This is a genomic window from Actinophytocola sp. NPDC049390, from assembly GCF_044466355.1.
Lineage (GTDB): Bacteria > Actinomycetota > Actinomycetes > Mycobacteriales > Pseudonocardiaceae > Actinophytocola.
Genome location: NZ_JBITMQ010000003.1, coordinates 183,336 through 204,994, shown reverse-complemented (window position 1 = coordinate 204,994; position 21,659 = coordinate 183,336). Strand labels below are relative to the sequence as shown.

The 21,659-nt window shown below is 70.8% G+C and carries 20 protein-coding genes; 7 read left to right on the top strand and 13 right to left on the bottom strand.

Annotation, left to right across the window (positions count from 1 at the left end):
- Positions 1-95: 95 nt before the first annotated feature.
- The 4 genes from ACIBVP_RS11955 to ACIBVP_RS11940 form a co-directional block, all read right to left on the bottom strand.
- Positions 96-1,229, bottom strand: coding sequence for a glycosyltransferase family 4 protein (locus tag ACIBVP_RS11955; protein WP_396106075.1), 1,134 nt, complete (start codon positions 1,227-1,229; stop codon positions 96-98).
- Between the two features lie 9 nt (positions 1,230-1,238).
- Positions 1,239-2,585 (bottom strand): hypothetical protein, encoded by a 1,347-nt coding sequence (locus ACIBVP_RS11950; protein WP_396106074.1) that lies wholly within the window; start codon positions 2,583-2,585, stop codon positions 1,239-1,241.
- A 77-nt stretch (positions 2,586-2,662) separates the two neighbouring features.
- Positions 2,663-3,739, bottom strand: a complete 1,077-nt coding sequence (locus ACIBVP_RS11945) for an NlpC/P60 family protein (protein ID WP_396106073.1) — start codon at positions 3,737-3,739, stop codon at positions 2,663-2,665.
- A gap of 412 nt (positions 3,740-4,151) precedes the next feature.
- The gene (locus ACIBVP_RS11940; protein ID WP_396106072.1) at positions 4,152-4,367 is read right to left on the bottom strand and encodes a hypothetical protein; all 216 of its coding nucleotides are present in this window, start codon (positions 4,365-4,367) and stop codon (positions 4,152-4,154) included.
- A 199-nt stretch (positions 4,368-4,566) separates the two neighbouring features.
- On the opposite strand from ACIBVP_RS11940, the gene ACIBVP_RS11935 reads away from it, so the two are divergent.
- Positions 4,567-6,219, top strand: coding sequence for a D-alanyl-D-alanine carboxypeptidase family protein (locus tag ACIBVP_RS11935; RefSeq protein WP_396106071.1), 1,653 nt, complete (start codon positions 4,567-4,569; stop codon positions 6,217-6,219).
- On the opposite strand, the gene ACIBVP_RS11930 is transcribed toward ACIBVP_RS11935, so the two are convergent.
- Both ACIBVP_RS11930 and ACIBVP_RS11925 read right to left on the bottom strand, forming a co-directional pair.
- Entirely contained in the window at positions 6,216-6,782 is a 567-nt protein-coding gene (locus ACIBVP_RS11930) for an isochorismatase family protein (protein ID WP_396106070.1), read from the bottom strand. The two genes, ACIBVP_RS11935 and ACIBVP_RS11930, sit on opposite strands and share 4 nt — an antisense overlap.
- A gap of 30 nt (positions 6,783-6,812) precedes the next feature.
- Positions 6,813-8,171 carry an NYN domain-containing protein gene (locus ACIBVP_RS11925; protein ID WP_396106069.1) on the bottom strand — a complete coding sequence of 453 codons (1,359 nt, stop codon included), beginning with the start codon at positions 8,169-8,171 and terminating at the stop codon, positions 6,813-6,815.
- Positions 8,172-8,404: 233 nt separating this feature from the next.
- On the opposite strand from ACIBVP_RS11925, the gene ACIBVP_RS11920 reads away from it, so the two are divergent.
- The 4 genes from ACIBVP_RS11920 to iolB are packed head-to-tail and all read left to right on the top strand — an operon-like array spanning position 8,405 to position 12,725.
- Entirely contained in the window at positions 8,405-10,117 is a 1,713-nt protein-coding gene (locus tag ACIBVP_RS11920; RefSeq protein ID WP_396106068.1) for a DEDD exonuclease domain-containing protein, read from the top strand.
- A complete protein-coding gene (gene iolC, locus ACIBVP_RS11915) occupies positions 10,110-11,054 on the top strand; it encodes a 5-dehydro-2-deoxygluconokinase (RefSeq protein ID WP_396106067.1) in 945 nt (314 codons plus the stop codon). Before ACIBVP_RS11920 ends, iolC begins: the two co-directional genes overlap by 8 nt.
- Positions 11,044-11,940: a hypothetical protein gene (locus ACIBVP_RS11910; protein ID WP_396106066.1), complete on the top strand. Its 897-nt coding sequence runs from the start codon at positions 11,044-11,046 to the stop codon at positions 11,938-11,940. The genes iolC and ACIBVP_RS11910 overlap by 11 nt, the downstream gene beginning before the upstream one ends.
- Positions 11,937-12,725, top strand: coding sequence for a 5-deoxy-glucuronate isomerase (gene iolB / locus ACIBVP_RS11905; protein ID WP_396106065.1), 789 nt, complete (start codon positions 11,937-11,939; stop codon positions 12,723-12,725). The genes ACIBVP_RS11910 and iolB overlap by 4 nt, the downstream gene beginning before the upstream one ends.
- 564 nt (positions 12,726-13,289) lie before the next feature.
- Here the strand turns inward: iolB and ACIBVP_RS11900 are convergent.
- The 5 genes from ACIBVP_RS11900 to ACIBVP_RS11880 form a co-directional block, all read right to left on the bottom strand.
- Complete coding sequence (locus ACIBVP_RS11900; RefSeq protein ID WP_396106064.1) at positions 13,290-14,036, bottom strand: tat pathway signal sequence; 747 nt, start codon at positions 14,034-14,036, stop codon at positions 13,290-13,292.
- Between the two features lie 116 nt (positions 14,037-14,152).
- Positions 14,153-15,847: a cytochrome bc complex cytochrome b subunit gene (locus ACIBVP_RS11895; RefSeq protein ID WP_396106063.1), complete on the bottom strand. Its 1,695-nt coding sequence runs from the start codon at positions 15,845-15,847 to the stop codon at positions 14,153-14,155.
- Entirely contained in the window at positions 15,844-16,974 is a 1,131-nt protein-coding gene (locus ACIBVP_RS11890; RefSeq protein ID WP_396106062.1) for a ubiquinol-cytochrome c reductase iron-sulfur subunit, read from the bottom strand. The genes ACIBVP_RS11895 and ACIBVP_RS11890 overlap by 4 nt, the downstream gene beginning before the upstream one ends.
- Positions 16,971-17,768, bottom strand: coding sequence for a c-type cytochrome (locus ACIBVP_RS11885; protein WP_396106061.1), 798 nt, complete (start codon positions 17,766-17,768; stop codon positions 16,971-16,973). The genes ACIBVP_RS11890 and ACIBVP_RS11885 overlap by 4 nt, the downstream gene beginning before the upstream one ends.
- 55 nt (positions 17,769-17,823) lie before the next feature.
- Entirely contained in the window at positions 17,824-18,369 is a 546-nt protein-coding gene (locus tag ACIBVP_RS11880; RefSeq protein WP_396106413.1) for a heme-copper oxidase subunit III, read from the bottom strand.
- Between the two features lie 225 nt (positions 18,370-18,594).
- On the opposite strand from ACIBVP_RS11880, the gene ACIBVP_RS11875 reads away from it, so the two are divergent.
- Together ACIBVP_RS11875 and trpD are read left to right on the top strand one after the other, a co-directional pair.
- On the top strand, positions 18,595-19,002 hold the full coding sequence (locus ACIBVP_RS11875) for a hypothetical protein (RefSeq protein ID WP_396106060.1): 408 nt from the start codon (positions 18,595-18,597) through the stop codon (positions 19,000-19,002).
- Positions 19,003-19,008: 6 nt separating this feature from the next.
- Positions 19,009-20,046, top strand: coding sequence for an anthranilate phosphoribosyltransferase (gene trpD, locus ACIBVP_RS11870; RefSeq protein ID WP_396106059.1), 1,038 nt, complete (start codon positions 19,009-19,011; stop codon positions 20,044-20,046).
- 111 nt (positions 20,047-20,157) lie between these two features.
- On the opposite strand, the gene ACIBVP_RS11865 is transcribed toward trpD, so the two are convergent.
- Both ACIBVP_RS11865 and ACIBVP_RS11860 read right to left on the bottom strand, forming a co-directional pair.
- Positions 20,158-20,559, bottom strand: coding sequence for a cytochrome c oxidase subunit 4 (locus ACIBVP_RS11865; protein ID WP_396106058.1), 402 nt, complete (start codon positions 20,557-20,559; stop codon positions 20,158-20,160).
- Positions 20,560-20,577: 18 nt separating this feature from the next.
- Positions 20,578-21,546, bottom strand: a complete 969-nt coding sequence (locus ACIBVP_RS11860; protein ID WP_396106057.1) for a cytochrome c oxidase subunit II — start codon at positions 21,544-21,546, stop codon at positions 20,578-20,580.
- Positions 21,547-21,659 lie beyond the last annotated feature (113 nt).

The following is a 21,659-nucleotide window of genomic DNA, read 5'->3' as shown; positions in this document are numbered from 1 at the left end:
GCCGCCGTGCGGTTGTCCACAAGCCGACCCCGCGAGCCGCCCTTCCTGTCGGTGGTCGCCGGTACGCTGGAAAACGGGGGCCGGAGGCCGGCCCCTCAGAACGCGGAGCCGTCCAGCAGGCGCGTCAACCGGTGGGCGATGTCCTCCCAGCGCCAGTGCCGCGACACCCACCGGCGCCCGGCCTCCCCCATCTCCGTCGCCAGCGCCGGATCCGCCAGCAGGTCGCCGACCTTCTTCGCGATCGTCGGCAGGTCGCGGCCGTCGACCACGTTGCCGGTCACGCCGTCGAGCACCGCCTCGGGCGCACCACCGGAGTTGCCCGCGACCACCGGCAGACCGGACGCCGACGCCTCCAGGTACACGATGCCGAGCCCCTCGACGTCGAGCCCGCGCCCGTGCGTCCGGCACGGCATCGCGAACACGTCGCCCGCCACGTAGTGCGCGGGCAGCTCCTCCCACGGCACCCGGCCGGTGAAGATCACGTGCTCCGCCACGTCCAGCTGCGCCGCCAGCGAGCGCAGCCGGTCCTCGTACGGGCCACCGCCCACCAGCAGCAGCGCCGCCTCCGGAACCCGCCCGCGGATCGCGGGCAGGGAGCGGATCAGCATGTCCTGCCCCTTGCGCGGCCACAGCCGGGACACGCACACCACGACCGGCCGGTCGCCAAGGCCGTGCCGTGTGCGGATCTCCTTGCGCGCGGCGAAGTCCGGGCGGAACTGCTCGGTGTCCACACCGGACGGCAGGTGCTCCAGCGCCGCCATCGGGCCGAACGCCGACGCGAACCGGGAACGCGTGTACTTGCTGACGAACGTCACGACATCCGTGGTGTCGCCGATCCGCCGCAGCGCCTGGCGCGCGCCGGGCAGCATGGACCAGCCCACCTCGTGGCCGTGCGTGCTCGCGATCACCCGCTCGGCGCCCGCCTTGCGCAGCGTCGGCGCGAGCAGCGCCAGCGGGGCGGCCGCACCGAACCACACGGCGTCACAGTCCTCGGCCCGCAGGATCTCCTTCGCCCGCCGCGCCACGTCCGGCACCGGGAGCATCAGGCTCGTCGGGTGCCGCACGACCGGGAACGGCTGCGCCGCGTCGAACTCACGGGCGCCCTCCCACGCCGGCGCGTAGACGACCAGGTCGTCCTCGGGCAGTCGGCTCGCCAGTGCGTGCAGGTAGGACTGGATACCGCCGTTGCGTGGCGGGAAGTCGTTGGTCACCACCAGGGTCCGAGGCACCCGAGAACCCTACTTGAGCGCTTTTCTCAGGTACGACTGCCAGCCCCGCACCAGCTCCGCGCGGTCGGATCCGAGCACGTCACGCAGTATCCGGTCGGTCTCCGTGGCCGACACCGGACCGGCCGCCGCCAGCTCGCGGTACATCGCGATCAGCGCCGCCTCGCCGTGCGTCTCGGCGACGTAGCGGGCCAGTGACCAGCTCTGCTGGTAGGCGAGGTCGAGGTCGGAACCGCCGGAGCGGAACGCCCTGTCCTCGGGCAGCCCGGCGGGCGGACCGTCCTGGCGCACCTGTTTGGCCAGGTCAGGCGCACCTTCGGCGAGGGTGACCCCGCTGTCTCGGTAGCCGACGTAGTCCGCGAAGCCCTCCAGCAGCCACGTCGGCGAGCCGTCGACGGTGTCCGCGCGGGCGGCGAGGTGGGTGATCTCGTGGCGCAGCACGATCCGCAGCGACGGGATCGACAGGCTGCGCACCCCGTTCGGGCTCAGCACCACCCGCTGGCCGGCGACCGTGCGGGTCTTGTTGTCGACCCGGTCGGCGACCGCGACGGCCACCACCGACTCGACCGGGAAGTCCGGTCCGACCAGCGCACGCATCTCCCCCGGCGAGTCCGGCAGCAGCACCGCGACCCGCCGCGACCACGGTGTCGGCCACAGCTCGCTCACCGCGCGCACCGACGGGTCGAGTTCGCGGACCAGCCGGTCCACCATCGGCTTGCTGCCGGGATGGCTCAGCACGATGCCGTGCTCGGTGGTGGTGACCACGCACGGCGCGAAGTCCCACGGGCCACGCCACGTGCGCCTGCCCAGGCTGTCCAGAGCGGTGTCCGACCGCAGGTACCAGTCGTCGCCGTGCCGGGCGAACAGGAACCCCATCGCGCGCTCGGTCGGGATGACGTCGCCGCCGCGCAGCGCGTACCGCAGGTCGACCGCGGGCGCCCACAGCTCGTCCGACGGCGCCGAGGTGAACCGGGACGGCACCTCGGCGACGTCGAGCGCGTCGTCCGGGTGCAGGCGGTAGCTCCACTCGTCTAGTGGGACACCGGCGAGGTTGTCGAACAGCCTGCGCTGGGTGCTGACGAAGGCCTCGTCCGCCTTCGGGTCGAGCGTGGCGAGGAACGCCTGCTCGTCGTGGTCGACCAGTGCCTTGGCGCGGCGGTTCAGCAGGTCGGTGACGGCGTCGGCGCGGGACGCGTCGGCCTCGGGCGCCGGGCTGACCGCGCCCATCGGCCTGCCGGGACCGGCGGCCGGGCCCGCCTGCTGGTCGGCGCCGGGCAGCGACACGAGCGCGAGGCCGGCGAGCACGATCGCGGCCACCGCCGCGCCGAGCCACGTCCGCACCTTCGACCTGGGCTGCACAGAGAGCATGTTAGGTGCCAATACGCCTCGGGACCGACGCGAACGCGCCGGTCCCGAGGTGTTCGATGTCGACGGCGTCAGCCGACGATGCGCTTGGCGCCGAGGTAGTCGCTGCCGCCGCCGTCCGGGGCCGCCCCGGTCTTGACCGGGGTGCCGGACTGGGAGGCGTGCACCAGCATGCCGTCACCGACGTACATGGCGACGTGGTGGATGGAGCTCGCGCTGCTGCCGTAGAACAGCAGGTCACCGGCCTTCCACTCGCCATAGGCCACGGACTTGCCGTAGCCGAACTGCGCACGGCTGGAGTGCGGGAGGCTGATGCCGACCTGGTTGTAGGCCCACATGGTCAGCCCGGAGCAGTCGTAGGTGTCCGGACCAGCCGCGCCCCACACGTACATGTCACCGCGCTGCGACATGGCAGCCTCCGCCGCCGCGGGACCGAGGCCCGGGCCGACCGCGAGGTAGACGGAGTTGTCCTCCTCGCCCATCAGGGTTTGCTGTTCCGCGCCGGACAGCTCCTGGTAGGCCTCTTCGACCTCCTCGATCTGGTCTTCGAGGGTGTTCTTGGTCTTGGTGACCTTGTCGACCAGCTTCTTCGCCGCCGCGGCCGCGTCGGCGGCACGCTTCTTGGCGCCGGCCGCCTTCGCCTGCGCGGCGTCGGCCTGGTTCACGGCCGCGCTGAACTTCGCGAGCGCTTCTTCGTTGTCGGCGGCGAGGACACCGAGCGCGGACGCGCGCTCAAGGAAGTCGTCCGCCGACGAGCCGGTGAGCAGTGCCGACAGCTTGTTGAACCGCGCACCCTGGAAGGACGCGTTGGTCAGGTTGTCGACCTTGCCGCGGAACGCCTCCTGGTCGGCCATCGCCTGGGCCTGCGCCTTCTTGGCGGCGGCGAGGTCCTGGTTGGCCTTGCGGTGCGCGGCGTTCTTCTTGTCGAGGTCGGTCTTCGCGGCCAGCAGGTCCTCGTTCACATCGCTGACCTGGTCCGACAGCTTCTTGTACTGGGCAAGCGCCTCGGAAGCCGTCTCCGGGGGCGGCGGCTGCTGGTAGGCGAGGGGAAGCGCGAGAGCAGGTCCCGGCACGAAGGTGAGCAGCGCCGCAGCGGCGGTGACACTCAACCCGGCACGGACTGCGCGCTTGGTTCTTTGCGACGCCACGTCGCGCGTCTCTCCCTTACATCCGAACCGCCGATCGGGTGGCGCTGGCGGCAAGGGACTACCGCAAGAACGGCTGTCCAGCCTCAGTGCCCCACCCACCGTGGGGGAACCGGTCCGGCCTCTCGACAAGGCCGACTTCGACGGCGATCCCGCGTTGCGGCCTCGGGGGTGTGCCGCTGTCGGCCGCGAGATCTCGGACAGGTTACGAAACGTGAGTCGATGCGTCTACCGGGCCCGCCGAAAAATGTGGATCAGATAGCCCTGGACACCAATGGAGCAGCCCTGACTCCAATGTGTGACTACGGCAACACCACTGTTCACCGGCTTGCGTTAATCCGCTCGTGCCACTCGGCGACGTTTACCGACCGCTCGGCGACAGATGGTTTCGGCCCCGCGTGTCGGACAAATCGGCTCACGCTGACCGGTCGATGGGCTCCAGCCGCAGCCTCGGGACTATGCCGGCACGGCCGAGCGTGTCTATCGCGCGTTGTTCGAGCGCGTCGATCTCCACGTTCGGCGGCACCCCGAGCAGGACGCTCACGACACAGTCCCCGCAGGCCAGGCCGCGGACCACGCAGCTGTCGCAGTCGATGATCATGCCGAGCTCCGATCGCTTGTCGTTCCTCATGCCCGGCACGTTATGCGACACCACCGACAATTTCGGGGTTCGCGCAGCTCAGGGCCGACGTCCGCAGTTCGTCGACGCCCGCGAACCGTCCACCGAGAGTCGGCGAACACGGTGAACCGGGCGGACCGCATCCCCGTCCGCCCCAGGCGCGTTGTACGCGGTGAGGACACCGGACGACATCAGGACGGGGAGGTGCCGCGTGCGCGTGGCGGTGGGACTGGCGCTGGCCGCCGCAGTGCTCGCCGCGCCGCCCGTCGAACCGGGCCCGCCCGGCGCCCCGGCGACGGACCCACGGCCCGGCGCGGCGTTCGCCGCGCCGGAGGTGGCGCGCCTACAGCACACCGCGGCCGGCGTGCAGCGCGAACTGGCGGACCTCGCGGGCCGGATCCACAGCGCGGAACGGGACCTGCGGACCGCGAACGACGCCGCGGCGAAGGCCAGGGCGGCACGCGCGGCCGCCGACAGGGTCGTCGCCGCGCAGCAGGCCGAGGTGGACGCCTACTCCGCGACCGTCTACGAAACCCTCGCCCAGCCCACCGGGCTGCGCGCCCTGGTGTCCGCCGACGACCCGGCCGAGTTCCTCGACGGCACCGACCTCCTCGGCCGTCTGCGTGCCGACCAGGACGGGCGTCTCGCCGGCGCCGTGCGCAGGCAGAGCGCGGCGACGGCGGCCGAGGACGCCGCCGAGGCGACCGCGGCCGCCGCGGCACGCCGCAAGGCCGACCTCGACCGGCGTGACGGGGACGCGCGCAACCGCGCCGCCGCGATCTCCTCGGAACTGCGCGGGATCGTCGCCGACACCGACGCCGCGGTCGTCGCGCAGCAGCACGCGCAGCAGCAACGCAACCGGACCACGGCCGGCAACTGGCGCGCGTACCTCGACCGGCTCGCGGCGGCGGGCATCATGCCACCAGCCGCCGCGCGACTGCGTGACACGGCCCGCTTCCCGGCCGGGCTGACGCCGCTGTCCGAACCCGGGGTCGCGGAACGCGTGCTGCCGTCCGGGGGCCGGTTGCTCGTGCTGCCCGCCGAGACCATCGCCGCCGTCACCCGGGCCGTGGACGCGCTCGGCAAGCCGTACGCGCCCAAGGACACGGGCCCCGCCGCCTACTCGTGCGACGGGCTGGTCCGCGCCGCGTACGGCGCCGCGGTGCCCGCGGGCATCGCCGACCAGTACGCCGTGCTCGCCCCCGTCACGCGGCCGCACCCCGGCGACCTCGTGTTCCTCGGACCGGAGCGGTACGGCGTGCAGGGCGTCGGCATCGTGCTCGACGACCGCACGATGCTCGCCGCCGACGCCCGTGTCGCGGGCGTCGTGGTCACCGACCTGCCCGCCGACGCGCTCGGCTTCGCCCGGCCCGCGCTCGCTCACGTGCGGGCACGAGCCGTCCCGAAGGCGACCGACGACGGCCTGCCGTGGCGCTGCGGTGGCGTGTCGCTGCCGTCCGGCCTCTGGGGCGGGTATCCGAACGGGTTCATCCCGCGGACCGCCCTGTGCCCGATCGGCGTCGGCGGCCACGTGCTGCGCTGCGACGCGGCCGCCGCGTTCGGTGCGCTGAACCAGGCGTACGCCACCAGGTTCGGCGCACCGCTGTGCGTCACCGACTCGTACCGCACGTTCGACGCGCAGGTCCGGCTGTACGCGCGGAAGCCGGCGCTCGCGGCCGTGCCCGGCACCAGCAACCACGGCTGGGGCCTGGCACTCGACCTGTGTGGTGGCGCGCAGTCGTTCGGCTCACCGCAGTACGCGTGGCTCCGCGCCAACGCGCCGTCGGCCGGCTGGGTCAACCCGGAGTGGGCGTGGCCCGGCCGCGGCCGGGAAGAGCCGTGGCACTGGGAGTTCGGTACCTAGGAAACCGGCTGCGCGGCGAAGTCCACCTCCTCCGTGGAGACGGTGCCCGCCGTGCGGCCCGGCGCCGACTGGAAGTTCCAGTACAGGTTCGTGTGCGAGATGACCTGGTCGGGAGCGGGCGCGCCCCACTGCGTCAGGTCCTCGGTCGTGTGCGCGTCGCTCACCAGGATCGCGTCATACCCCCTGGTGAACGCCCCGTGTAACGTCGCGCGGACGCAACCGTCGGTCTGCGCTCCGGTGACGACCAGCCGCCCCACCTCCAGGTCGGCGAGCACCGACTCGAGGGTCGTGTCCTCGAACGAGTCGCCGTACCGCTTCTCCACCAGCGGCTCGGCGTCGCCACGCGGCAACTCCGGGACGTACTGCCAGCTGTCGCTGCCCATCGGCAGTTCGTCGCTCGAGTGCTGCACCCAGACGACCGGGACCTGCTCCTGCCTGGCCTTGTCGACCAGGGCCGCGATGTTCGCGACCACCGCGTCACGTTCGTGGGCCTGCGCCACCACGCCGTTCTGGACGTCGATGACCAGCAGTGCGGTGCCCGGGCGGTTCTCCAAAGTTGTCATGCGGTGAACCTAGACCCGACCACCGACAATTCAGCTCCGTCCGAGGCGGGCCAGCAGAACGGCGGACGGGACGGGGTGCGCGCCGCGGCGGCGCACCGAGTCGGCGACCGCGCGGTCGGAGGTCACGACGACCACCGGACGGCCCTCCGGTTCGGCCGTCACCAGCGCGCGGATCACGTCGTCGGCCAGTACACCGGGGTCGGAGAACAGGACCCGCACGCCCCGGGGCGCCGTCGTCGGCACCGCGACCACCCCGGCGCCGTCGAACACGAGCGTCACCTCGGCCGACGTGCGTGCGGCAAGGGCCGCGAGCTGGCGGATCAGCCGTTCCCGCTGTTCGGAGAGCGACAGCTCGGGATAGCCGGTCTTCGTGACGTTGTAGCCGTCGACCACGAGGTGCACCGACGGGAGCGCCAGCAACCGGTCCAGTGCCGCCGGGTCCTCCACGCGCCCGACCGAGCCGTGTGCCTCCGTCGCGCCGCGCACGAGGTCGGCGGGGCGGGGCCCCGACCCGCCGAGGGCCAGCTCCCTGCGCAAACCCGTGACCGCGCCGTCGAGCGTGTCGACGAGCAACGCGAGCCGGACCTCGTCGGCCTGCCGTGCCTCGCGCGCCGACTGCCTGGCCATCTCGGCGTCCGCCTCGGCCCGCTCCGCACGGCCCCGTTCGCTCTCGGCCCGTTCCCGCTCGCGGTCGCGCTGCTCGGTGAGCGCCGTGACCCGCGCCTGCGCCTCGGCCTGGATCCGCTCGATCTCGCCTGCCGCGCTCTCGGCCTCGTCCTTGGCCTTGCGCACCCGGACGCCCTGCTCGCGGAGGCGTTTGCGGAGCCGTTCGAGTTCGGCCTCGCCCTCCGCGCGGACCCGGTCGACGGCGTCCTGAACGTCCTCCAGCTCGGCCCGGACCTTCGCCAGCTCGGTCTCCGCCTTGTCGGCACGGGCGACCGCGGCGTCCCGCTGGGCCCGCAGGCCGGCGTCGGAGGCGCGGCGCGACACCAGCTCCAGGTAGTGCGGCGCGTTGTCGGCACCCAGGAGGACCGCGGCGGCGGCCACGGCCGCCGGGTCGTCACCGGACATGTCCAGCGCGGCGGCCCGGTGCTCACGGCACCACTCGACGACGGCGGTGCGGAACGCGACCGAGTCCCGCAGGCTCGCGACGATGGCGCCGGCACCCAGTCGCGCCCGCTTGGCGGGGGTGAACTTCGCGACGGCGCGCAACTGCTGCGGCACGTCGACCTTGGGCAACGCACCCAGCGCGTCCGCGCCCAGCTCGGCGATCCTGGTGCGCACGGCGTCCGGCAGCGCGGTCCAGTCCACAGTAGAGTCGCCGTCCGGCGCCCCGGACGGCTCGTCCCCCGGGTCGACTGGATCGACCGGCTGGATCGACGGCACCATCACACCAGGTTAGTCCCCAGGTGAGCGGGGCGCGTTCCGTGGATATCGGCCGATGGGATTCGTGATCCATCTGGTCGCTGGCAAGGCGGAGGGAAGCCCTCGTACCGGGTTGTACTCGGGCTTTCCGACAACGCAGCCAGCGGCCAGATGGGCGCGAATCCCGCGGCTGAGATCCGCGGGACGTGCCCTGGCACCGACCGGCTTTGTCGGTGGTCGGGTCTAGCTTGCCCGGCATGACGAAAGCGGGGGCGAGCGAGCAGCTCGCGTTCGACGAACTCGGCACGCCGCTGCGTGCCACGACCTTCGTCGTGTTCGACCTCGAGACCACCGGGGTCAGCGACGAGGACACGATCACCGAGTTCGGCGCGGTGAAGGTGCGCGGCGGTGAGGTGCTCGGCGAGTTCGCCACGCTCGTGGACCCCGGCCGCGGCATCCCGCCGGAAGTGGTCGCGCTGACCGGCATCACCGACGCCATGGTCTACGCGGCGCCCCGCCTGGACACCGTCCTGCCGGCGTTCCTGGAGTTCATCAGCGGCGCCGTGCTGGTGGCGCACAACGCGGGCTTCGACACCAACTTCGTGCGCAAGGCGTGCGAGCGGATGGGTTACCGCTGGCCGAAACCGGCGGTCGTGTGCACCGTCCAGCTCGCCAGACGGGTGCTGACCAGGGAGGAGGCGCCGAGCTGCCGGCTGTCCGCGCTGGCAGAGCTCTTACACGCGTCCACCACGCCCAACCACCGCGCGCTCCAAGACGCGCGGGCGACCGTCGACGTCTTCCACTCGTTACTGGAGCGGGTCGGGTCGATCGGTGTGCAGACACTGGAGGAGCTGCACGACTACATCCCCGACGTCACGCCAGAACAACGCCGCAAGCGGTCCATGGCGGCCCACCTGCCGTCGACACCGGGTGTGTACCTGTTCCGGGGGCCGGGCGAGGAGGTGCTGTACGTCGGCACGGCGAGCGACCTGCGCCGACGCGTGCGGCAGTACTTCACCGCCAGCGAGACCCGCCGCAGGCTGCGGGAGATGGTTGCGCTCGCGGTGCGGGTGGACCACGTCGAGTGCGCCCACTCGCTGGAGGCGCAGGTCAGGGAGCTGCGCCTCCTGTCGGCGCACAAGCCCGCGTACAACCGGCGGTCGAAGAACCCGAAGCAGGCGTGGTGGCTGACGCTCACCGACGAGCCGTTCCCCCGGCTGTCGCTGGTGCGGACGCCGCGCGACGGCGCGCTCGGCCCGTTCCGGTCGCGGGGGCTCGCGGAGGACGCGATGGTCGCGCTGCAGGACGCGACCGGCATCCGGCCGTGCACCGTGCGGATCCCGGCACAGCGGGCCGGTGGCACGCCCTGTGCGCTCGCGGAGCTGCACCGCTGCGCGGCGCCGTGCGCGGGCAGACAGACGATCGAGCAGTACACGCCGTCGGTGTCGTCGTTCGTGTCGCTGGTGGCGGGCAGGCTGCTGGACCCGCTGCACCGCCTGGAGCGGCGGCTCATGGCGCACTCGGCGGCGCAGCGGTTCGAGCAGGCCGGTGTCGACCGGGACCGGCTCGCCGTGCTGGTCCGCGCGCTGGACCGGGGTCAGCGGCTGGCCGCGCTGGCGGCGGTGCCGGAGCTGATCGCGGCCAGGCCGGACGGGAACAACGGCTGGGAGTTCGCGGTCGTGCGGCACGGGCGGCTGGCGTCGGCGGGCGTCGCGCGGCGTGGGGTGCCGCCGATGCCGGTGGTGGACGCGCTCGCGGCGTCGGCGGAGACCGTGCTGCCCGGCGAGGGCCCGTTGCGCGGCGCTCCGGCCGAAGAAGTGGCGCTCGTGCTGCGATGGCTGGATCGGCCGGGCACCAGGATGGTTCGATGCTCACAGCCGTGGACCGAGCCCGCCCGCGCCGCCGCGAGCTGGCGCGGGTGGCTGACCAGGGCTGACGCCGCACGCAGCGTGGAGGTGGCGAATGGGTGATCCCTACGACGTGATCGCCATGGGCAGGCTCGGGGTGGACATCTACCCGCAGCAGACCGGCGTCGGGCTGGCGGACGTGACGACGTTCGCGAAGTACCTCGGCGGCACGGCGGCCAACGTGACGGTCGCCGTGGCGCGGTACGGGCACCGCGTGGCGCTGGTGAGCAGGACGGGCGCGGACCCGTTCGGTGCGTACCTGCACCGCGCGCTGCGGGACTTCGGCGTCGACGACCGCTACGTCACCGACGTGCCCGACCTGCCGACCCCGGTCACGTTCTGCGAGATCTTCCCGCCGGACGACTTCCCCATCTACTTCTACCGACTGCCGAAGGCGCCCGACCTGGTGATCCACCCGCACGAGCTGGACCTGGACGCGGTCCGGGCGGCGAAGATCCTGTGGGTGACGGTCACCGGCCTGTGCGAGGAGCCGAGCCGCTCCGCCACGCTGACCGCGCTGCGTACCCGCGACCCGGCCGCGTCGACGGTGCTGGACCTGGACTACCGCCCGGCGTTCTGGCAGTCGCGCGAGGCGGCCCGCCGCTGGGTGCAGGAGGCCCTCGAGCACGTGACGGTGACCGTCGGCAACCTCGACGAGTGCGAGACCGCGGTCGCCACCCGCGACCCGCACGAGGCAGCGGAGGCGTTGCGGGACAAGGGGGTCCGGCTCGCGGTGGTGAAGCAGGGCCCGAAGGGCGTGCTGGCGGTGGACGACACGGGCGCGGTCGAGGTGCCACCACACCCGGTCGAGGTGGTGAACGGCCTCGGCGCCGGCGACGCGTTCGGCGGCGCGCTGTGCCACGGCCTGCTGTCCGGCTGGGACACCGAGCACACCATGCGGTTCGCGAACGCGGCGGGCGCCATCGTCGCGTCGCGACTGTCCTGTTCGGCGGCGATGCCCACGACCGCCGAGGTGGAGGAGGTACTGGATGCGGGTTGACTGGCCGGAGGTCGTGCGGGGGATCGCGCTGACCCGTGCCCGCCGTCCCGAACGGATCACGGAGCTGGCGCAGGCCCGCACCCGACCGGAATCCCTGTTGGGGGACAACGGCAAGGCCCTGATCATCGCCGCCGATCACCCGGCCCGCGGCGCGCTGGCCGCCGGGGACCGTCCACTGGCGATGGCCGACCGCGCGGACCTGCTGCGGCGGTTGACGATCGCGCTGGCGCGGCCGGGCGTGACCGGTGTGCTGGGCACCGCGGACGTCCTCGAGGACCTGCTGTTGCTGGAGGCACTGCACGACAGGAGCGTCTTCGGGTCGATGAACCGGGGCGGGCTGGCGGGTGCGTCGTTCGAACTGGACGACCGGTTCACCGGCTACGACACCGCCGCGATCGCCCGCAACGGGTTCGACGGCGGCAAGATGCTGCTGCGCATCGACTACAGCGACGACCGCAGTGCAGCGACACTGGCGGCGTGCGCGGCCGCGGTGAGCGAGCTGGCGGACGAACGGCTGATCGCGATGGTCGAGCCGTTCGTGTCCGTCCGGGACGGTGGCCGGTTGCGCAACGACCTGTCGGTGCGGGCCGCGACCACGGCACTGGCGGTGGCGTCCGGGCTCGGCACGACGTCCGCGTACACGTGGCTGAAGGTCCCGGTGATCGGCGACGGTGGGGAGGAGATGGCGCAGGTGCTGGCGACGACGACACTGCCGACGCTGCTGCTCGGCGGCGAGGTGGCGGCGGACCAGGAAGCGACGTACGGCCGGTGGAAGCGCGCACTGCGCAACCCGACCGTGCACGGTCTCGTGGTGGGCCGGTCGCTGCTGTACCCACCGGACGACGACGTGGCGCGTGCCGTCGACACCGCGGCGGGGCTGCTGTGAGGATCACCCCGGCGACGGCGGGCTGGACGTACAGCGGCCTGACGGTACTGACCGTCACCGGCACGCACGAGGTGGTGACCGGCGACGCGGAGACGCTGGTGCTCCCGCTGTCGGGTGGCTGCACGGTGACGGTGGACGGCGAGACCTACGAGCTGACCGGCCGCGAGTCGGTGTTCACCGCGAACACCGACTTCCTGTACCTGCCGCGTGACTGCACGGCGCGGATCGAGGCGGCGGGCGCGAAGATCGCCTTCCCGTCGGCGGTGTGCGAGAACCGCCTGCCGGTCCGGTACGCCCCGGCCTCGCGGACGCCCGTCGAGTTGCGTGGCGCGGGCAACTGCAGCAGGCAGGTGAACAACTTCTGCACGCCCGGCGTGTTCAAGGCGGACAAGCTGATCGCGTGCGAGGTGCTCACGCCGGGCGGCAACTGGTCGTCGTATCCCCCGCACAAGCACGACGAGGCACGGCCGGGCGAGTGCGAGCTGGAGGAGATCTACTACTTCGAGGTGGCGAACGGCGGGATGGCGTACCAGCGCGTGTACGGCACCGAGGAGCGGCCGATCGACATCCTGGAGGAGGTCCGCGGCGGCGACGTGGTGCTGATCCCCCACGGCTGGCACGGCCCGTCGATGGCGACGCCCGGGTACGACCTGTACTACCTGAACGTCATGGCGGGCCCGGGCACCGAACGCGCGTGGCTGATCAGCGACGACCCCGCGCACGGGTGGATCCGCGACACGTGGCGGGAGGAGCGGATCGACCCGAGGCTGCCGTTCTACCGCTGACCGTTCCTCCGCTCCCCCGGGCGGCCGTCAGTGCTCAGCGAAGATCGGGCAGCGGTCCTGAGCTTGTCGGGTAGCGGCCCTCTTCGAGCCGGAAAAGGTATGTTCGGAGATCCGCGCTGAGTCCCTCGGCAAGGTAGGACGCGAAGTCCCTCAGTCCAACGGCGGCTTCCCGTTTCTCCGCGCTGTCGCTGAAAGACCATTCGGGCAGGAGTGACTCCAGATACTCGGACACCCGTGCTCGGTCGCGCCACCATTCCCGAACGGAATCAGGTGACCATCGATCATCACCGTCGCAGGCGTAACCGCAGAACGGATCTGCGTGCGCCGCCCTCACGACTGTTCGGACCTCCGCCGACGTCGTCGGCTGGCGGTATACGTACTCACCGAAGTACTCGCCGCCGTAAAGCACATGACGCGGTGCGTGTAGCCGGCCTGTCCAACAGTTGTCAGTCATGCCGGTGTAGAACGGGCCAGGAACGTTCAACCACAGCCGATCCTCCCAACGCCCTCGGAAGGAGGCCTCAGGCTCGCCTTCTGGCGGTGCGTCCAGCGGTTCCCAGCACATCAGAAGCGGCCCTCGAAGAGCAGCTCCGCCACGTGCGTCACGGTCTCCCGGCCCGCGTCGTAGCCGCCCTCGCCGCGGAGGTTGTTCATTTCCGCGAGCGTGTACCGCGCATCGGGGCCCGCGAAGCCGACCGAGTTCATCACCCAGCCGCCGTCCTCCTCCGACCAGCCGTTCTTGGCGCCGGGCTGCGCGGCGGTCCCGGCGCCCCACACGCCCCACTGCTGGTTGGGTGCCACCGCGCGCATCTGGTCGAGAAGGTAGGTGCGGTCGTCCGGCGGCAGGTCGGTCAGCACGTGGTGGATCAGCCGGTCCAGGTCCTCCGGTGTGCACTTCTGGAAGCCCCAGTACGGGTAGAACTCCGTGTAGCCCTCCTGTGGCTCCAGCGACGTCAACCCGTACGCCGGGAAGTTGTCGTTGAACGCCATGTGGTCGTCGCCCGAGTACCGGTACCACAGGGTGTCCGCCGCGTCGTTGTCCGACGAGTGGAGCATGGACCGGATCAGGGCGCGGTCGTCCTCGGTGAGCGTGATCTCGCCCGCGCGGTCGCGGGTGAACAGGTCGACGACCATCGCGAGCTTGATCGTGGACGCGGTCCACGTGAGGTCGGCGGCGTGGTCGTTGTGCCACACCGCGCCCGTCCGCAGGTCGTGGAGGACCACGCCGGTGGTGCCGGGGCGGTCGGCCAGGTACGCCTGCACGGCGGCGATCCGGCGCTGGAAGTCGCAGTCGAACCCCGCGTCCGGCAACGGGCACTCCGTCCCTCGCATGTGGGCCGCGGCCAGGTGCGGCGGCGGCGAAGAACACCCGGCCACGACGACAGCGGCCGCCGCGAAGAACGCGGCGGCCGCTATCGAGCGGAACCTTATGATGGCCCGATCTTCTTCGTCGGGTCCTCGTCGGTCGTCGCGACCGACGTGCCGGTCTCGGTCTCACCGGAGCCCGACTCCAGTTCGGCACCGTGGCCGTGCTGCGCCGCGCGGGCCTTCGCCAGCGCCGCGGTCTCCTCCGGCGGGTCCGGCCGCAGCAGCGAACCGGCGACCGGCGCACCGGCCGAGCCGAGCTTGTTCATCTTCTTCGGCACCGGGGTGCCCTGGTACTCCAGCGGGATCGGGTGGCCGTGCTCGTCCACCCCGGCCAGCGGCTGGTGCACCTCGATGAACTCACCGTGCGGCAGGCGCTTGATGATGCCGGTCTCGACACCGTGCTCCAGCACCATCCGGTCGGACCGCTGCAGGCCGAGGCACAGGCGGTACGTGATCGCGTACGCCAGCGGCGGCAGCACCAGCAACCCGACACGGCCCATCCACGTCGTCGCGTTCAGCGAGATGTCGAACTTCTCGGCGAGCACGTCGTTCGCGGCGGACAGCAGCGACACCATGAAGAACGTGATCGCCATGACGCCGAGGCTGGTGCGCACCGGCACGTCACGCGGCCGCTGCAGCAGGTTGTGGTGCGCGTAGTCCTTGGTGAACTTCTTCTCGATCCACGGATAGACCGCCGCCACTCCGGTCAGTAGTGGCAGACCCATCATGAACGGGAAGAACGGCGCCGGGATCGTGTAGTTCCCGAGGTAGACCTCCCACGCGGGCCACAGTCGGACCAGACCGTCGGTCCAGCCCATGTACCAGTCGGGCACGGTGCCCGCCGAGACCTGGGCCGGGGAGAACGGACCGAAGTTCCACACCGGGTTGATCTGGAACAGACCGCCGAGCAGCGCGGTGACACCGATGACGACGGCCATGAAGCCGCCCGCCTTGAGGGCGAACGTCGGCATGATGCGGACGCCGACGACGTTGGTCTCCTTGCGCCGCACGCCCGGGAACTGCGTGTGCTTCTGGTACCAGACCAGACCCACGTGCACACCGATCAGCGCGAGCAGGATGCCCGGGATCAGCAGGATGTGCGCGGTGTAGAGCCTGGGGATGATCTCCGTGCCCGGGAACTCGCTGCCGAACAGCAGCCAGTTGGCCCAGGTGCCGATCACCGGGATCGACATGGTCAGACCCGAGGTGATGCGCAGGCCGGCGCCGGAGAGCAGGTCGTCCGGCAGCGAGTAGCCCGCGAGGCCCTCGAAGCAGCCCAGCAGGAAGATCAGGACACCGATGACCCAGTTGACCTCACGCGGCCTGCGGAACGCGCCGGTGAAGAACGTGCGGAACATGTGGATCGTCAGCGACAGCATGAACAGCAGCGCCGACCAGTGGTGCACCTGGCGCACGAACAGGCCGCCGCGCACGTCGAACGTGATGTACAGCGTCGACTCGTAGGCCCGGGACATCTCGAGGCCGCGCAGGTTCGCGAACGAACCGTTGTAGGTGACCTCGGCCATCGACGGGTCGAAGAACAGCGCCAGGTAGGTACCCGACAGCAGCAGCACGATGAAGCTGTACAGCGCGATCTCGCCGAGCAGGAACGACCAGTGCGTCGGGAAGACCTTGTTCAGCTGCCTGCGGATGCCGCCCGACAGGTGGTACCGGTCGTCGGCCCACTTGGCCGCGCCACCGGCCGCCCGCATGACCATGTTGTCGGGCTTCGTCGGCGTGGTCATTCCACTCATGACTTCCGCTCCCAGTAGGCGGGCCCGATCGGCTCGATGAAGTCACCGGTCGAGATGAAGTAGCCGGTCTCCTCGTCCACCGCGATGGGCAGCTGCGCCAGCTTGCGCGTGGCAGGCCCGAACACCGGCTTGGCGTACTGCAGTGCGTCGAACTGTGACTGGTGGCACGGGCACAGGATGCGGTTGCTGCGCGCCTCGAACAGCGAGGTCGGGCACCCGACGTGGCTGCAGATCTTCGTGTAGGCGTAGTAGTCGCCGTAGTTGAAGTCCTCCTGGCCCTCGTGCTTGATCACCCTGGCCGCGTCGGCGGGCCGCAGGCGGATCAGCATCACGGGGCTGTCGCCACGCTTGAGCATCTTCACCCAGTCCTCGTGGGTGTCGCCCTCGCGGTACGGGAACACCGTCTCCATGGCGCCACCGTCGAGGTCCTCCGGCCGCACCAGGGACAGCTCGTCGTTGTCACCGGTGACACGGCGCAGGAAGACCTTCTCGCCCTCCTCGGTGTGCTGCCACGGGGTGTGGATCAGGCCGTCCTTGTTGGCGGACTGCGCGTGCGGGTTGCGGAGGAACCCGCCGAGCGGCAGCGCCGTCAGCGCGAGGCCGAGAACGCCACCACCGAAGGCCAGCGACCGCTTGATCATCGGGCGGCGGGCGATCGTGCTGCGGTTGCCCGCGTCGGCGAGGTTGGCGAGGATCGTCGCCTTGTCCAGCTCGTTCGAGCCACCGTCGTGCCGCTGCTGGACCGCGATCTCGTGCGGGATGAACTTCCGCACGTACTGCAGCACGCCGATGCCGATGCCCAGGACGGCGAGGCCGAAGGTGAGGCCGAGGACCGGCGTGTAGAGCGAGTACATGAAGTGGCCGTCCTCGCTCGGGGCCACGTACTTGGCGGGCCACCAGATGAAGGCGACCACCGACGCGAGACCGGAGATGCCCGCGAGCGCGAACCAGAACGCGACCTGGCGCTCTGCCCGCTTCTCCGCGCGCGTGCCCTTGACCGGCCACGGGTCCGGGTACTCGACCAGCTCGACGCCGTCGAGCGTGCTCCCCAGCTTGACCAGCTCGTCCCGGGACATCTGCCCGAGCTCCTCCTCGCTGGGCAGCTCCTCAGGCTTGTCCGTGCTCAATGTTTTGCCCCGATCCACAACGTGATGCCGAGCAGAGCGGCAATCCCGACGAAGAACGCGATGAACCCCTCCGACTGCGGACCGAGACCGCCGATCGGGTTACCACCGGGGTTGTTGTTGCCGTCCGTCACCGACTTGACGTAGGTGATGATGTCCTTCTTCTCCTCCGGCGACAGCTGCCGCTCGGAGAAACGAGGCATGTTCTGCGGGCCGGACACCATGGCCGCGTAGATCTCGTCCTCGGTGACACCGTCCAGAGCCGGCGCCTCCTTGCCGGAGGACAGCGCACCGCCCCGGCCGGTGAAGTTGTGGCAGGACGCGCAGTTGAACCGGAACAGCTCACCGCCGCGGGCCGGGTCGTCCCCGCGCAGCGCCTGGCCGCTCTCCTCCGGCATCTCCACGCCGCCACCGTTGGCCTGGACGTACGCCGCGACCGCGTCGACCTCCTGCGGCGACAGCACCCGGGGCTTCTTCGGGATCTGCGCGCTCTGGGCGACGGCGGGCATGCGGCCGGTCGAGGTCTGGAAGTACACGCTGGCCTCGCCGACGCCGATCAGGCTCGGCCCGCGGTCCTGCACGCCCTCGAGGTTGCTGCCGTGACAGCTGATGCACGTGTTGTTGTAGATCTTCTCGCCCTCGCGCACCAAGACCGGATCCTGCTGGGCCTGCGCGGTCTGCGGCTCGGGGACGAGCACGCTGTACAACGCGCCGACGCCCACGAGCGCGATGCCCAGCGCCAGCAGGCCCGCGATGCGGCGCCGGAGCTTGGTGCGTGCCCTGAGTTTCTTGGTCATTGTGCGGCAACCTCTGGTGTCAGTTCGGACCCGGCGAGTCGGCGGCTCGGTCGCATCACGGAATGAAGTAGATGACGGTGAACAGGCCGATCCAGACGATGTCCACGAAGTGCCAGTAGTACGACACGACGATGGCCGACGTGGCCTGTGCAGGCGTGAACTTGCTCATCTTGGTGCGCATGAGCAGGTACACGAACGCGATGAGACCGCCGGTCACGTGCAGGCCGTGGAAGCCCGTGGTCAGGTAGAAGACCGTGCCGTAGGCCGAGGACGGGATGGTGAGCCCCTCCTCGATCAGCGTCCGGTACTCGTTCGCCTGGCCGAGCACGAAGAAGATGCCCATGACCAGGGTGACCGTGTACCACCTGCGCAACCCGAACACATCACCTCGCTCCGCCGCGAACACACCCATCTGACAGGTGAGGGACGAAGCGACCAGCACGATCGTGACAACGAGCGCGTATGGCACGTCGAGGTGGTACGGCGGTGGGGGCCAGTGGCCGGTGTCGTTCTGCGCCTTGACCGTGAAGAACATGGCGAAAAGGCCGGCGAAGAACATCAGCTCGCTGGCCAGCCACACGATGGTGCCGACGCTGACCATGTTCGGCCGGTTCAGCGAGTGCACACGCTGGCTGATTGAGGGCGCTGCTGTCGTCACGCGGGCATTATTGCCTGTCGGTCCCCGGTCAGCTGATCGGGGTTGGGGCGTGGCGCGGTGGTTCGAGAGATCGTCGAGCCTTTGTCGGGCACCTGCGGGCCGCGAAGCCGTGCCGGATAGCATCCAGGTGTCCGGACCTGCCCTATTTCGACCGCCGGAGGCACCGCCATGAGCTCCCCGCTGAAGATCCTCGTGTTCAGCCACCGGCCCGAGGTCCGGGAGAGGATTGTCACAGCTGTCGGGCGCCGTCCCGCCGCCGATCTCGGCCGCGTGACCTACCACGAGTCCGCCACCATCGCCGACGTGCTGATGGAGATGGACGCGGGCAACGTCGACCTGGCCATCCTCGACGGCGAGTCGCAGCCGACCGGGGGCATCGGCCTGTGCAGGCAGCTCAAGAACGAGATCGACGACTGCCCGCCGATCGTGATCGCGATCCGCCGCAAGGACGACCGATGGCTCGCCACCTGGTCGCAGGCCGACGCGGTGATCTCGCACCCGCTCGACCCGCTGGCCGCCGCGGAGACGGTCGCCGACGTGCTGCGCAACAAGCAGCTCCCAGTCGTACAGGGGTGAGCCCGGATGGCACAGACCTGGCCCGGCCTGCTGGGCCGGTTGGTCGCGCGTGAGGACCTGACCACCGACGACACGTCGTGGGCGATGGAGGAGATCATGACCGGCCGGGCCACCGGCGGTCAGATCGGCGCGTTCGCGGCCGCGCTGCGGTCCAAGGGCGAGACGCCCGAGGAGGTGGCCGGTCTCGCGACGGTGATGCTGGCCCACGCGCACCGCGTGCCCCTGGACGTGGCCGCGGCCGACGTCGTCGGCACCGGTGGTGATCAATCCGGCAGTGTGAACATTTCCACGATGAGCGCACTGGTGACCGCGGCCGCCGGTGTGCCGGTGGTCAAGCACGGGAACCGCGCCCAGTCGTCCCGCTGCGGTGCCGCGGACGTGCTGGAGTCGCTCGGCGTGGTGATCGAACTCTCACCGGAGGCGGTCGCCACGTGCGTCCGTGAGCTGGGGATCGGCTTCTGCTACGCCCCCGCGTTCCACCCGGCGCTGCGGCACGCGGGCCCGACCCGCAGGGAACTGGGCATCCCGACGGTGTTCAACATCCTCGGCCCGCTGACGAACCCGGCGCAGCCGACGTCGGCGCTGATCGGCTGCGCACACGCGCGCCTGGCCCCGGTCGTGGCCTCCGTGCTCGCGTCCCGCGGCTTCTCGGTGCTCGTCGTCCGCGGTGACGACGGCCTGGACGAGATCACCACCACCACGACGACGAAGGCGTGGGTGGCGACCGGCGGCGTCGTGCGCGAGGACCGGATCGACCCGTCGGCGCTGGGCGTGGCACCCGCCGCCCGGGACGCCCTGAAAGGCGGCGACGCGGCGGACAACGCGAAGGTCCTGCGGTCCCTGATCGCGGGCGACGCGGGCGCGGTCCGCGACACGGTGCTGATCAACGCGGCGGGCACGATCGCGGCGTTCAGGGGCCTCTCGGACGACCTGACGGGCGACCTGAAGGCCGGTCTGGACACGGCCGCGGAAGCCATCGACTCGGGCAAGGCGGCGGACCTGCTGGAGCGGTGGATCACGCGTAGCCGCGAACTGGCGTCCTGACGCCGGACCGTGGGTGCTGAAGGGGTCCTTCAGCACCCACGGTCCGCGCGGAGACACACCAGAAAGGCGCGCCCCCGGGGATCCCGGAGACGCGCCTCGAGCAGCGGAAACTCAGTCGGTGGCGTTGGGCCGGGTGTGGTACTCGAACACGAGCCCGCCGACCGTGAGCAACACCAGCACGATCGCCACGACCAGCAACCACACCTGCCAGAAGGCGAGCGACACAGCCGCCAGCCCACCGGAGGCGGCGATCCCCACCGGCCAGTACGACCCGGCCGAGAAGAACCCCACCTCACCGGCACCGTCGCTGATCTCGGCGTCCGGGTTGTCCTCCGGCCGCCGCTCCACCCGTCGGGCGACGAAGTGGAAGTACGACCCGATGATCAGTGACAGGCCGCCGGTCAGGACGAGGCCGACGATGCCGACCGGCTCCTTGGACCAGAAGCCGTACACGATGGCGGCGAGGAAGAAGAACGCCGTCGTCACGTCGAAGAGCCGGGCTTCGACCTTCATGGGAATCCTCTCCAGGCGTCAGTTCGACGAGGTCCGCGCGGTGCGGTCCGGGTTGAACGGGGACGTGGTCACCGCCGTCGGGCTGCACAGCTCGCCACACGACGGGTCCTCCTCGCCCATGCGGGTGAGTGCCTCGGCGGCCGTGTACGGCTTGCCCGTCTCCTCGTTCGTGGTGACGCGCAGCTGCATGTAGTCGTCGAACCGCTCCGGGCTCAGTGCCCTGACCTCGAAGTTCATGCCCGAGTGGTAGGTGCCGCACAGCTCGGCGCAGCGCCCGACGAACGAGCCCTCGCGGTCGATCGAGTTCTGGAACGTGTTGTCCTGGTTGTTCTTCTCCGGGTACGGGAACACGTCCCGCTTGAAGTTGAACTCCGGCACGAAGAACGAGTGGATGACGTCGCGGGCGCGCAGGTCGTAGTGCACGGTCTGCTGCGCGGGGAGCACGAGCAGCGGGATCTCGGTGGTGCTGCCGGTGGTGGTCACCAGCTCACCGTCCGAGGTGCGCGGCACGACCCGCTTGCCGTCGGCGTCCACGTACTCGTTGTAGGTGAACTGCCAGTTCCACTGGAAGGCCAGCACGTCGACGTTCACGTCGACCTGGTCCTCCGGTTCCTCGGCCAGCACGAAGTTCTGCGTGGTCACCGTGAAGTAGAAGAGCACCACGACGATGACCGCGGGCAGGCCGGTGTAGATGAACTCGAGGAAGTGGTTGTACTGGAACTGCTTGGGGAGCGTGTCGCCCTTCTTGCGGTGGGCGACGACCGGCCACAGGATGAGCGCCCACATGATGACGCCGACGACCAGGGACGCGACGACCGTCCAGGTCCAGAAGGCCGCCATGCGGTCAGCCTGCGGCGTGACGCCCTCTGGCCAGCCGAAACGCAGGACCTCGCTGCCGGAGCACCCCGTCGCGGTGAACGCGACCAGTCCGACGAGCCCACCGATGGTGGTCAGTCGCGATGCCCGCGAACGCTGCGTTCCGCCCACTGCGCGATCCCTCCTAGGAAGACCGGTGATCACAGCGTTGGAGCGTAGCCCAGAGGCCCAGGCCACACCGCTTAGGGGCCGCCCTGGCCACGACGGCCATACTTACCCCTCAC